This is a genomic window from Rhizobium leucaenae USDA 9039, from assembly GCF_000426285.1.
Taxonomy (GTDB): Bacteria; Pseudomonadota; Alphaproteobacteria; order Rhizobiales; family Rhizobiaceae; genus Rhizobium; species Rhizobium leucaenae.
The window spans coordinates 86,312-99,048 of the sequence record NZ_AUFB01000019.1 but is presented as its reverse complement, the minus strand read 5'-3'; the positions used below and the strand labels follow the sequence as shown (position 1 = coordinate 99,048).

At 57.2% G+C, this 12,737-nt stretch carries 7 protein-coding genes; 2 read left to right on the top strand and 5 right to left on the bottom strand.

Annotation, left to right across the window (positions count from 1 at the left end; genetic code table 11):
* Positions 1-399: 399 nt before the first annotated feature.
* The 3 genes from K290_RS0124270 to K290_RS0124260 all read right to left on the bottom strand — a co-directional run bounded on the left by K290_RS0124270 (position 400) and on the right by K290_RS0124260 (position 5,920).
* Positions 400-2,544 carry a methyl-accepting chemotaxis protein gene (locus tag K290_RS0124270; protein ID WP_028754253.1) on the bottom strand — a complete coding sequence of 715 codons (2,145 nt, stop codon included), beginning with the start codon at positions 2,542-2,544 and terminating at the stop codon, positions 400-402.
* A gap of 16 nt (positions 2,545-2,560) precedes the next feature.
* Positions 2,561-3,490 (bottom strand): substrate-binding domain-containing protein, encoded by a 930-nt coding sequence (locus tag K290_RS0124265; RefSeq protein ID WP_028754252.1) that lies wholly within the window; start codon positions 3,488-3,490, stop codon positions 2,561-2,563.
* 621 nt (positions 3,491-4,111) lie between these two features.
* Positions 4,112-5,920, bottom strand: a complete 1,809-nt coding sequence (locus K290_RS0124260) for a diguanylate cyclase (RefSeq protein WP_210311567.1) — start codon at positions 5,918-5,920, stop codon at positions 4,112-4,114.
* A gap of 605 nt (positions 5,921-6,525) precedes the next feature.
* Here K290_RS0124260 and K290_RS34900 point away from each other — a divergent pair.
* Positions 6,526-6,960: a hypothetical protein gene (locus K290_RS34900; protein WP_245276655.1), complete on the top strand. Its 435-nt coding sequence runs from the start codon at positions 6,526-6,528 to the stop codon at positions 6,958-6,960.
* A gap of 305 nt (positions 6,961-7,265) precedes the next feature.
* Positions 7,266-8,684: an efflux transporter outer membrane subunit gene (locus K290_RS34895; RefSeq protein WP_245276658.1), complete on the top strand. Its 1,419-nt coding sequence runs from the start codon at positions 7,266-7,268 to the stop codon at positions 8,682-8,684.
* A gap of 267 nt (positions 8,685-8,951) precedes the next feature.
* Here K290_RS34895 and K290_RS34890 read toward each other — a convergent pair whose 3' ends face one another.
* Both K290_RS34890 and K290_RS34885 read right to left on the bottom strand, forming a co-directional pair.
* On the bottom strand, positions 8,952-11,123 hold the full coding sequence (locus K290_RS34890) for a putative bifunctional diguanylate cyclase/phosphodiesterase (RefSeq protein WP_051264200.1): 2,172 nt from the start codon (positions 11,121-11,123) through the stop codon (positions 8,952-8,954).
* Between the two features lie 409 nt (positions 11,124-11,532).
* Entirely contained in the window at positions 11,533-12,594 is a 1,062-nt protein-coding gene (locus tag K290_RS34885; RefSeq protein ID WP_037136136.1) for an AraC family transcriptional regulator, read from the bottom strand.
* Positions 12,595-12,737: the final 143 nt, after the last annotated feature.

Here is a 12,737-nt window from a genome sequence, read left to right as displayed (position 1 = left end):
GTGCGTCGGCACAAGGACATCCTGTCTCTCCTGCGATAAGTGGATCACAGGAGAACGCGCCACGAGTCAAAAGGATGCATGAGGAGCGTCCAGTCAATGGCGGCGTCGCGCCATAATCTCGGGACGTTAAGTCTCGGCAGGCTTCTCTGTCATCGATCGAACCTGAACCACTTATATGCAAAAGTTTCGAAGTTAAGCGCAACGATTAGGTTGAGACGACGTGAATACCGCCCCGCGTCGCTGATCGTAAGGAACATAGCTCCTCGATATTCATTTATCCGCTGCGGTCTCCATGGCCGCAGCTCAAGGTGTTCACGCGGGTCACCGGAGCTTGAGCCCGCCGCGTTCATCACACGCGGTGGGCTCAGATATGTCGCGGTCACCTATTTCGCGGAGGCATCAAGACGCCATTGCATAGAGGCGGCGCCCGGATTGAGGGGCACTACGCGTCCTGAACCGTTGCACCAGGTCGGCGAGGTTCTCGGTCTCCTGAGTGAGGCTTTGTGCGGCGGCCGTGGTCTCTTCCACCATGGCGGCGTTTTGTTGGGTTACCTTGTCCATTTGATCGCCGGCAGCCGAGACTTCCCGAAGGCTTGCTGCCTGTTCGCGAGCCGCGACGGCGATCTGGGCGACCGTCGAACTCATGGCAATGACTTGCTCGACGATTTGTTCGAGCGAGGTGCCGGATTCGCCGACAAGCTGCACGCCCGTCCTGACCTGGGCGGAAGAGGTCGAGATCAATTCCTTGATCTCCCTTGCTGCACTTGCAGAGCGCTGTGCGAGCTCGCGCACCTCCTGGGCGACGACTGCAAAGCCCTTGCCCGCTTCGCCCGCTCGCGCCGCTTCCACGCCGGCATTGAGGGCGAGCAGATTGGTCTGGAAGGCGATTTCGTCGATGACCCCAATAATGTTGCCGATCTTCGCCGAAGAATTCTGAATCTCCGTCATCGCAGCAATCGCGCGGGCGACGATCGCGCCGCCGTTCTCCGCGTTGGCTCGTGCGGTGGCGACGGTGCTCTGAGCATGACTTGCGCCTTCCGCCGTGCCATTGACGCCCCGTGTGACATCGCCCAGCGCCGCGACCGTCTCCTCGAGTGAAGCGGCCTGCTGTTCCGTACGCCGTGCAAGATCGTGGGATGCGGAGGAGATTTCCGTCAGGCCCGACCTGATCGTGCCGACAGCCCGGATGACAGAGTCCACCGCCTCTTCCAAGCTGGAAACGGCGCTATTGAAATGATCCCGAATGCGGACGTAGCGGCCATCAACCTCACCGACGCGCACCGTAAGGTCACCCTTCGAGAGCGCATCGAGTCCGAGAGAAATCTGCTGGAAGGCATGTTCCATCACCTGGGCATCGGAAAGCCGCTCGGCTTCCTGGCGCAAGCGCTCTTCTTCGGCCGCAAGGCGAGCGCGTTCGGCATTGGCTTCCGCGACGAGCTTGGCATGCCCCGTCTCCTGGAAGACCTTCAACGAACGCGCCATGGCTCCAAGCTCGTGACGATCTTCGGTGCCGTCGATCCTCATCGTGTCGTCACCACGGGCAAGGCGCTCCATTGTCCGTGCCATCTTGCGCACAGCCGAGGAAATCAACTGACCGATGAAATAGGCGAGCACGAGACCGATCACGATCAAAAGCGCGCTGATTATCAGCGTCGAGCGCGTCGCAGCCGCGACCGTCGTATCGACCGAACTGTCGAGGGACTTCTGCGCATCCATGACCGTCGCCTGCAGATCTTTGAAGCCGGTGGCGATTTTCGGCGCCAGAACGTTGAGTTCGCTGTCGCGAATCTTGTTGGTCGCGAGCAAAACGTCCCTCACGTCGCCCAGACGGCCGGTGTAGTTCTGCATGAGCTGACCGGCACCGAGAATACGTTTATGCTGCAGCTCACCTTTTGCAGCCTTGGCGGCCGCCTCGTTCAACGCCATGGCATCGTTCAAAGCCGCCTGGGCAGTGTCGTAGGATGCCAGATCACCGGAATGGATAAAACGCTCGGAGAAATAGAGGCTGCGGTTCAGAGCTTCGAGTGTCGCCCCGGTCATATGCAGCAGCGTCACGTCGTTCTGCCTCCAGGCGCTGCGCATGACGTCATTGAGCGCAATGCTAGTCCAGGGCCCAAATTCGGTGACCTTCGCGATCAGCGCCTCGCGCCGAGCGTGAAGGGTTACGATTTGCTCGAAAGCCTTCGCATAGGCATCTACATCTTGGCGGATGGTCGCCATGCCCGTCTCCAGAGAGCTGTTTCCGGAAAAGCGTTGGTCTTCGGCGGCAAAAGCCTTAACCCCCGCACGAAAACGGTCCACGACATCCTGTGTCGGATTGGATCGGAAAGCTTCCACGGACATCTGGATCTCGTGGAGCTGATTGCTGTGGTCGGAAATGGCAAGGCTCTGGCCCGCGGTATTGCGGTAAGAGGAGAAGATGGACGAAAGCCCGTCCATACCGGAAATCGCATTGACCGACAGCAAGCTCATGAGCAGGATCAGCGGCAGGAAACCGGCCGTGATCTGTGCGCGGATGCCGAGTTTATTCCAAAAGCGCAACATCATAATCCTCTTTTGCTCACTGGCTCTTCGGCAGGTACTGGGCGATATTCTGGGGCGTGACGAGTTCGAACGGGACGTTATTGACCCTTGGCACCTGCTGGTCGTTCATGAGCTTGATTGCGGCATCGACTGCCGTCGCGCCCTGTCCGACCGCGCTTTGCAGAATGGTGACATCGAGATCGCCAGCTTCCATCGCCGCAAGCGCGTCGTCCGTTGCATCGACACCTGCAACGATGACGTCTTTCATCGCCATGCCATTCCGCTTCATCGCCCGGATGGCGCCGAGCGCCATTTCGTCATTATTGGCGATGACCGCGTCGAATTTGACTCCGGCCGACAGCCATTCCTGCATCTGCTGATCGGCGTAATCACGCGACCAATAGGCAGCTTGCCGCTCGACGACCTGCATGCCTTTGCATTCGGGCGTGGCAATGACGTCGTCGATATCCTGAGTGCGGGCGCGAGCGGCTGCGTGGAAGGGCTCGCCCATCAGCACCACGACTCGGCCTTTGCCCTTCATCAGAGAGCAGACTTCCTTCGTCTCCAGGGTTCCGGATTCTTTTTCGTCCGAGGCGACCACGACTTGGTTTTCCGGTAGGTCGGAGAGGTTCGATGGAACGTTGTTGATATAAATGAGCGGAATATGAGCATCGCCAGCAAGCTTGGTCATCTGCGGTCCGAGGTCGCCATCGGAGACGGCAACGATGATGGCATCGACCTTATCCGCGATGAGCTGCTGCACCTGCTTCTTTTGAAGCTCATTGTCGCCCTTGGCATTCTGCGTGACGAGCTTCAGCCCGGAAATGGTTTTTCCATGCGAAAGGACGCCGTTGAGCAATGCGGTGCGGAATTTATCCAGATCGGACATCGATACGCCGATCGTTTGTGCGCTCGCAGTGGAGGCGCACATCGCCATCACAAAAGCAGCAAGTAAGGCTTTTCTCATTATCTCCCCCGAGCGTTCATCGAACTGAGGATTTGTAATGAGTTTTTAGTTAAATTTTACTTTATGATAACCAACGCCTTTAAGAACATCTTTACGCAAGAACAGGCGTTAAGAATAAGTCTGCTTTTGAGCATATATTATTTTTCTACATTATTGCTGCATAATATTGCATCCACTGGAGCAGCACCGTTTATCGGTTCCACTTCCTCCGTCACCGGTGGAAGCCACCGGTAAGTGCTGGCTCACTACAAGCGACCACGATTTCCGTCCCCGATGAAGAACGATATTTTCCAGAGATGATGATGTCTGACACGGCAGGGAACAGTGGGAAGGGCGCATGGCGTGTTCCCTGCCGTGCTTTGTAGAAGGCTGCGTTGACAGCGGAAACGCTCCGTAAACAGTCTTCTGATGGCCGCCCTGGGAAGCGGCGCGTTGGAGAGCTAAGGGAGGAGCTCGCCACGCATCGAACATTTGGTCACGTCCTTTGTTCCCAGGAACACGACGCGGCGAATCTAAAATTTCGCAACCGATGCCAAGATGTCCGATTTTACCATTGGCTACCCGCATTTGGCCGGCTCGCTGACGGCCCATTTGAAGACTATCGTTACTACGGCGACCGAACTACGCGGCCGTTGCCCGGTCGCCAGCCGTCGCTATGCAATCACGGCCCTTCGTCTTGGCATCATAAAGTGCTTGGTCCGCAGCCTCCACCAACTCGGCCGCGCTTGCGAATACCGATCCATCGGACATCGTCGCCACGCCGATGCTGGTCGTCACAATCGATTTGCTGCTTGCCCTGTGCGGTATTGCAAGTCGATGCAGTGCCGAGCGCAGAAGCTCGGCGAGAGCCAAAGCCCCGTCTCCATCTGTTCCAGGAAGAACGATCGCAAATTCTTCGCCTCCAAAACGAGCCGCAAGGTCGGACGTTCGTACGACCACCGAACGGAGCACATCGCCGATAGCCTTGAGGCATTTGTCTCCCTCAAGATGGCCATAGCTGTCGTTGTAGCTCTTGAAATGATCGATATCGATCAGCAGCATGCTGAGAGGGGAGCCACCGCGGCGTGCCCGGGCGAACTCCGTCAGGATCACTTCGTCGAACACCCGTCGGTTGGCAATGCCAGTCAGCGCATCGGTGTAGGCAAGCCCCGTCATTTTTTGAGCAAGTTGCTTCAATTGCTCCTCGGAATGCTTCATCGACGTGATATCCGAAACGACCACCAAAGCGGAACCATCGGAGGCCAGCCGGGTGCGCAGGCTAAGCCAGCGCCCGTCAAACAGAGGAATTTCGGTGTCTCGCGTCAGGAAGAGCTGCGCGGCGGAAGCTTGTATCCACTCCTCGCTGACGTCCGGATTGACATCGATCCTTTCCGCATTCCGCACAACGGCTCGGACGATATCCGAAATGTGGGCACCCGGCTGCCTGGCATATCCCGAGCGAGGAAATGCTGCACGGTACTGATCGTTGCAGAACACCAGCTTGCCGTCCGGACTGAACATGGCAAGGCCGTCAGACATTTCCGCCATTGCTTGCAAAAGCACATTCTTGCTGTCTACGGCTTCTTGTATCAGCCGCTTTTTCTCCGTGATGTCGCGCGTCACGCCCGCAAGCCCGATCAACTCGCCGCGGCGATCTCGCAAGGGCACCTTTGACGTCAGAAACCAGCGTTCTCGGCCGTCCTGGATCACGAAGGGCTCCTCGAAATCCACCATCGGAATCCCGGTCGACATAATCTCGTGCTCGCGATCAAAAAAAGCTTGAGCCATATCGCGGGGGTAAAGATCGAAATCGGTCAGCCCCACCATCTCCGACGATTTCGTGCGGCCGTGATCGCGTGCGACATTCAGGTTAGCGACCAGGAAACGGCTCTTGTGATCTTTGACATAATAAAAGTCGGGCGCTTGAGTAAGCGCAGCGCGCAGGATGTCTCGCTCGACGGTGAAGGCGTGGAAGTAGGTAATCACGGAGGCCGCGACCAAGGTTGCTGCGAACCCGGTAACGATGAACCCCGCGGTAGTGATCGGAGAGCCGCCAGCGCCATATACCAAGCTTATTGCCAAGGAGACCGAAGCTACGGTTGCGGCTGTGGCCACAATTCTTTTCAGATTCAGGGGCTGCCGGCGTAATAAGAAATGCACCGACGTTCCGAGGAGCGACACGACTACGATCGAGATCAGGCCCGGCTGAAGACCGGCGCCACCCATTGAGATCCTGTAGATGGCCGTAAGTGTACCCGTGACCAGGATAGCCAACGGCCCGCCATAAACAGCCGATACGGCGAGCAAGGTCGAGCGCAGATCGGCATAGTAACCGCTATCGATCTCAATCGACAGCACCATGGAAACGATCGCTCCCAGGCCCATCATCAAACCAAAAGCGATTTTGGCCTGGACCTCGGAGAGGCGATAGAGTCGGTAGTGGAGATGCATCCACACCGAAATGAGGAGCGAGACGGCGGCGACATTGCCGATCAGAACTTGCCAAGCCACGATCACTTTTCCAAAATTTTAAAAGAACTTAGCTGGGATTCTTTGATGAAGTCTGAATCTCTTGAAGCACATGAATGGACTGCAGTAACTCTTGTGGTTCTGTCGTGAAGGCACCAGCGCCACACGCCTTGTCGGGAATTTCTGAACTTCTGCCGAAGGAAAAAAGCACGAGGTAGAGAAGAAAATTTTGTAACTAACTTTTGCCGGAGGCCTCATAGCAAACTTCGTTCGCAACAATCTCCTACAGAGAAATACTCGGAAACGTAAAGACGCACGCCGTTTATATGCTCCAGCTAGCCTGGCATCCGTGAATTGAAGCGGATTCTAAGGCACTGATCATGAGACATATGCGTATTATCGCGACTTTGATGTCAACAGCCATTAGCGGCATGAATGTTCCGGCTCTTGCCCAACAGCCGCCCATGCCGGCCACCGAACAGCCCGCCGGCGGCGCCGAGAAGATGGAACCTCCGCCGCACGGGATGGGGATGGAAACCGGGCGATGCCTCGATTTTTTCCGCGACCCTGGGTTGGAGGGCCATAGGATGGCACTCGAGAACGGTTTGCCCTTTCCCCCACCGCCACCTGAGATGGGTGCCGGTTTCCCTCCTCGGCCGGATCATGCATTGGAGCTCGCAAGCAGACTATCGGCCCTGGAAACCGTGATCGGTATCCGTGTCGCGCAGCTTGATGCCTGGAGGGACTATACCGCCGCATTGACGGACTTTCTCGATTTTCCGGACCATACGCCGCCAGGACCCGCTGCCGAGGCCGAGATGAAGCCGTCTGATATCCCTGCGGCAAATGCGTCCGAACTGTTCGGGGAGGAGATCGCCGATCACATGCTGGAGCGTGCAGACAAGGCTCGCGTGCTGAAAGACAAAGCGGCTGCGCTTCGCACCGTTCTGACGGCTTATCAGCTTCAAAAGCTTGAGGATGCCGAACGGACGCTCGATCCGCGTCCAGGCCGGTTCCGGTAGAAGCCACAGGCTTCCGCCTTCATGCATAATCCATTTTGTCTTCTTCTCCATCCGACGAAGATCGGCCCCCCGGACGCAGTTCGTGCGATCCTCGTCGGTTGGACGAAGTGGCCCGCGAAGGGCTGACAGGTCCGGAGGTGCCCCGCCCGGCATCTCCGGACCAATCCCTCCGATGATATCCTTTGTCGAGATATCAGGTGCGTTCTGCCGCCACGGCTGACATGCAAACCAGAGATATGCCTTTGCAGATATGTTCTCATTTCCATAAGCGCGTTTCGGTCATCATTGCTCCCGTCGTACTTTCCATGGCACTCACCGGATGCGTCGTCGGGCCTGACTATCGTAAGCCGGCGCTGACGATGCCTTCTCATTGGGGCACCAAGACCCAACTCGCCAAATCCCCGCAGCTCTCGCGGTGGTGGAGACAGCTCAAAGATCCGACGCTGGATGCGTTGATCGAGGAAGCGGTCGCGGGCAACCTCGATGTCGCTTCGGCCAAGGCGAAGATCCGCGAAGCGCGGGCGAGCTACCGCGAGCAGAAGGGCGCGCTGCTGCCCTCTCTCGATGGAACGGCATCGGCGGCGCGGACAAGGACGGCGGCATCCGATACAAGTTCTGAAGCGACGATCTATTCGCAATACCAGGCGGGATTCGATGCAAGCTGGGAGCTCGACCTTTTCGGCGGCAATAAGCGCGCGGCGGAAGCCGCGAAATATGGCGTCGAAGCCGCCGACGAAGAACTGCGCGATACGATGCTGACCCTCGTCGGCGACGTCGCTTCCTATTATGTTCAGGCCCGGGAATATCAGGCCCTGCGAGATCTTGCACGGCGCACCGCCGTCTCGCAGCGCAAGACGGCAGCCTTGACGCAGGCCGAATTCAAGGCCGGCAGCGCTACCGGCGTCGATGCCGCCAAGGCGGATGCGCTGGCAAGCAGCACGGAAGCTGACATCCCGACCTATGAGATTTCCTATGCCACAGCGGTCCATCGCCTCAGCGTACTTCTCGGCAAGCCGCCGGCAGCGCTGGAGGAGCGATTGAAAGCCGGCGGTCCCATCCCAAAGCCGACGATCACGGTTTCGATCGGCATTCCCGCCGACATTTTGAACTCCCGGCCCGATGTCCGCCTCGCAGAGCGGCAGCTTGCCCAATACACGGCGAAGATCGGGCAGGCCGAAGCCAATCGCTATCCGTCAATCTCGCTCACGGGCGATATCGCATCGTCTGCGGCCAGCATTTCAGATCTCGGCAAGAAATCGACCATCGGCTGGTCGGTCGGTCCGTCGATTACCGTGCCGATCTTCCAGGGTGGTCAGCTCAAGGCGGCAGTCGACGTCGCCAAGGCTAAGCGTGACCAATATTATGTCGCCTACCAGGCTGCCGTTCTCTCCGCCATGGAGGACGTCGAAAATGCAGTGGTATCGCTCACCCAGGAACGGCTGAAACACAGCAAGCTCAGCTCTTCGGCCGCCTCCTATCGCCGGGCAACGGACCTCTCCCGCACACTCAATCAAGCCGGCGTGACCGATTTCCTCGATGTGCTCGATGCCGAGCGGTCGCTTTACAGCGCGGAAGAAGCACTGATCGAGAGCCAGGCGTCGATCGCCAGCGATTACGTCGCCCTCAACAAGGCGCTTGGCGGAGGTTGGGAGGGCGAGGAGGAGAAGAAAAACCGGCTCCGCCATTCATGTTGGGGGCGTCTGACGAAGCCGGCATGCGGGTGACCAAGAGCGTATGAAAGCTCAGGACCGGGTACGAATTAACAGCAATCATGCTCGGAAATATTTCCAAACATTGCCGGAACAAGGCATTTTTACGAAATTTCTTGTCCGGACATTTCTAATATAGCCGAACACACCTATATTTATCCAGTACATCTTTTGATATATTTATATTCTACATGAAGGTTATCGATCAACATTGCGGATCTAGCAATATAATCATTCGCTACTGGCAAAACTACATTCGGTCTCGCATCGGATCGATACCGATCAAATGCTCAAGAACTGCGGCAGCTTCACGAATTCGGCTTTGGGGAGGGGCTTGCTGTACAAGAAGCCTTGTGCCGCGTCGCATCCGCTAGCCCTCAGAAACGCCGCCTGTTCGACCGTTTCGACGCCTTCCGCCACCACGCTTTGCCCAAGGCAACGGGCAATCGAGAGAATGGCTTTGACAAGTTCCGCGCTGCGCTTGTCGTCACTGCTGATGAATGAACGATCGATTTTCAAGGTGTCGATGGGAAAGCGGGCCAAGTAATTCAACGCCGAATAGCCGGTACCGAAATCATCGATGGCAATTGAGATTCCCTTCGTCCGAAGGGCGCAAAGAGTGGCCAGCGTTTCGTATTGTTGATCAAGAAGAAGGCTTTCGGTGATTTCAATCTCGATCCATTCAGCGTGGCAGGCGGTTTCATCGAGAATCTCGGTTACCATTTGCACGAGATCGGATCGCTGGAACTGCCTGGATGAGAAATTGATCGCCACTTTGTGAGGCACCGAGCCGTCGGCGTTTAGTTGTGCCGCAGTTCGACAGGCTTCGCGAAATACCCACCGACCCAAATCCGCGATCAATCCAGTGTCCTCGGCAATCGGAATGAACTGGGCCGGAGGAACCATACCCATCTTTCCATGATGCCATCGCAGCAGAGCCTCCGAGCCGACCATCATGCCGTTTTCAACGAGCACTTTGGGTTGGTAATACACTTCGAGTTCGCCGCGCTCTATGGCCCGGCGCAATTCGGATTCCAGCATCAGGCGGTGTTGGGCGTCTTCTGTCAGTTGCCTCGAATAGAATTGGAAGCCTCCCCGCCCCAGACGCTTTGCCAAATACATTGCGGAATCGGCATATTTGACGAGATCGTTTGCATCGGCGCTGTGGTCGGGATGGAAAGCGATCCCGATGCTGCACGAGACGAAGACCTCCTTGCCGTCCAGCAGGAAGGGTTCGTCGAATGTTTTGAGCATCTCGGCGGCGATATCGGCCAAGTCATTCGCGTGCCGGATGGATGGCAGAAGGATGGCGAATTCGTCGCCGCTGAGACGTGCCACTGTATCAGCGGTGCGCACGCTTGCCTGGAACCGTCTGGCCGCTTGGCAGAGCAGTTCATCGCCGACCGGGTGTCCCATCGTGTCGTTGACGGCTTTGAAATGGTCGATGTCCATCATCATGACGCCTACCAGTTGACGATGGGAGTGAGCATCGGCCATCGCTTGCCGCAAGCGCTCATAAAACAGTTCCCGGTTCGGCAAATCCGTAAGCGAATCGTAGAAGGCCATTCGGTGAATTTTTTCGCGGGAGGCATTCAACTCGGTAATGTCGCGGGCCACGCCAAGAACGCCTGTCGTCTTTCCTTCCGCGCCGATGATCGGAACCTTTCGTATTTCCAGAAGAATGCGTTGTCCGCTGCCTTGGTGTATAACCCATCTCTCATTGATAACGGCGCCTCCGGCATCGATCGCCAGCTCTCTTTCGCGAAGTACGCGGGCGACGTCGGTGTCAAATAGATCAAGATCCGTTTTGCCGATAATTTCGGACTCCGATTTGCCGACCAGATGCTCAAAGGCGTGATTGCAAAGGAGATAAGCGCCGTCCATATCCTTCATCCACACCATATCGGGTATGGTCTGGAGCACGGTGAGGAGGCGTGTTCTCGCTTCGTCGAGAATATGCTCTGCCAATTTCCGTTCGGTAACATCCCGTGACAAAACAAGAAACGTTTGGGAGGATGTTTCACTGCCCGCCTTCTTTGCGACGTGATGTTCGAACCATCGAGGCTCTCCGTCCTGTTGAACGATGCGAATGACGTGGCAGTCGCTAACGCCCTTTTCGTCAGCCTCGCGGACAGCGCGCAGCGCGGCAGCCGCGTCTTCGGGCGGGAGGACGTCGTTTACCGTTTTGCCCAGCAGTTGTTGTTTGGTCGCAGCCAGCAGTTCCGGGTGCTTTGTCCATATCTGTAGATACCGCCCGTTTCGATCCATCTCGAACAGGATGTCGGGAATCGCAGCGATGATCGTTTCCGCAAATTCATGCGCTTCCGCGAGCTTCCGGTGTCGGCCGGGCTCGGTCGTGCCGGAAATTGCGCCGGGAGAGGCGATCGGATCGCTGACCTCAAGCGCAGTGTTCGTTTGCCAGTCGACCTTATGCGAGAGAAATGGGCTGACCATATGGATTCTCCTGGCGGCAGCATGGACAGGAGGTGTCATACATCCGGTCGGACTTTCATCTGGAGGGTTCGCGCAATTCATTTGAGCGGCAAGGAAGACGAAAAGTAAGCACATTGCAGTTGATCGGATGAACCTTAATAAAGCGCATTACTTGCTCCGGCAGATGCAGTTTGCTGCACGTTTTGGATCGCGATATCGCAAAATGGATAGCCTTCTATAGCGATGGGTCGCGCCACACAGAACGGCCTGCAAGGTTGCTTGCGGAGACCATGGCGCGCCATGACGCAAACGCTCGACGCCGGTCGAGCACGCACCGTTTCGCAGCCTATGGGCGCCGCGGTACGTGCCGCCTCCCGTTCAATGGCGGCATTCAGCCGAGACCCGGAAGCCTCGGTGGGTCAGACGGACATTACGGTGACACGCTGAAAACCTGTGCGGTCGCAGCCGGGTTAAAGACGGCTCGCAAGCGCGTATCCCTCGGGCTTTCCCCAAAAGCGCTGCGGTAGGTCGCAGAAAATCTGCCCGCATGAAAAAAGCCCCATCTGGTGCAGATGTCGCGAAGGCTTTGCTGGTTAAAGGGATCTCGCAACTGGTCGTGAACGGCTTTCAGCCTGATTGTGCGTAGGTAAGCGCCCGGTGACGTTCCACGGAAGGTCTTGAAGCCCGTTTGCAGCGCGCGGATTGAAATGCCGACTTCATCAGCCACCATCGACATGGTGAAGGGCTCGGCAATATTGGCATGCATATAGTCGATGGCGCGCCGGACATGCCAAGGAGCGACCGTCGATACCTTCTTTTTTTCGAAATGGCCGGAAAGACGATGGCGGGTAAATCGGATCACCAGGTCTGCGAGCGTTTCGCTCATCGTCGATACGGCAAGCGGCGAGGATAGAAGCGGACCGCCATTGCGCATGCCCTGCACGATCGTTTGCGCCAGGTTGCCGATAAGCCGGCCCGACGGTGTTGCGAGGTCTATAACGGGCTCGAGGTCAAGCGATTCGAGGGTCGGCGTTTCCAGCAGCGAAAAAAGCGTTCGCTTCATCACTTTCCAATCCAGGAAGAGAGCGTCCGAGCAGTGAGGCTCGCCTTGGATCAGACGACTACCGGCCTCATGATTGTTGGCTATGAGAATGCGACCCGCTCCGCCCTCGACCGTCCTCTTCCCGACGTTCAGCCGAAAAGACCCCGCGTGCGGAATGTAGAACGCAAGATGCTGCGGGGTCTCGTCGAGCGTTCGAATTTCCCAGGAATTCCGATAGGCCGAATGAATCGCTGTAAGCGTTCCGCTCGTTCGCAAATCCGCTGCCCAGGCAAAGCTTCGATCATTGCTCAGCGGCTTCGCGCCGAAAACGCCATAGCCTGCGGTAAAGGCTCGCACCATCGACTCGAAGTCATTGCCTTCATGCGTCGGTACGAAGCCGTAATTGGGCTCGTGAGCGCGCGCCGGAGTCTGAGATGTCAACGATACCATGCCGTTCGGCTCTCTCCCATTTCCGCAACTCGCCGGGTCCAATCGCCCTCTCCAACCCGGCATCTGGGCGGTTTCCCCGTCTCCGCCAAACACTGCCAGCTCCGCTGGATTGGTCAGTCTCGATGAGCTAAGGACGTCCCAAT

What these genes read in the sequence shown, in the direction of transcription:
- K290_RS0124270 (WP_028754253.1), bottom strand. Translation starts at nt 2,544, where the DNA reads ATGTTGCGCTTTTGGAATAAACTCGGCATCCGCGCACAGATCACGGCC.
- K290_RS0124265 (WP_028754252.1), bottom strand. Translation starts at nt 3,490, where the DNA reads ATGAGAAAAGCCTTACTTGCTGCTTTTGTGATGGCGATGTGCGCCTCC.
- K290_RS0124260 (WP_210311567.1), bottom strand. Translation starts at nt 5,920, where the DNA reads ATGCATCTCCACTACCGACTCTATCGCCTCTCCGAGGTCCAGGCCAAA.
- K290_RS34900 (WP_245276655.1), top strand. Translation starts at nt 6,526, where the DNA reads ATGGCACTCGAGAACGGTTTGCCCTTTCCCCCACCGCCACCTGAGATG.
- K290_RS34895 (WP_245276658.1), top strand. Translation starts at nt 7,266, where the DNA reads ATGGCACTCACCGGATGCGTCGTCGGGCCTGACTATCGTAAGCCGGCG.
- K290_RS34890 (WP_051264200.1), bottom strand. Translation starts at nt 11,123, where the DNA reads ATGGTCAGCCCATTTCTCTCGCATAAGGTCGACTGGCAAACGAACACT.
- K290_RS34885 (WP_037136136.1), bottom strand. Translation starts at nt 12,594, where the DNA reads ATGGTATCGTTGACATCTCAGACTCCGGCGCGCGCTCACGAGCCCAAT.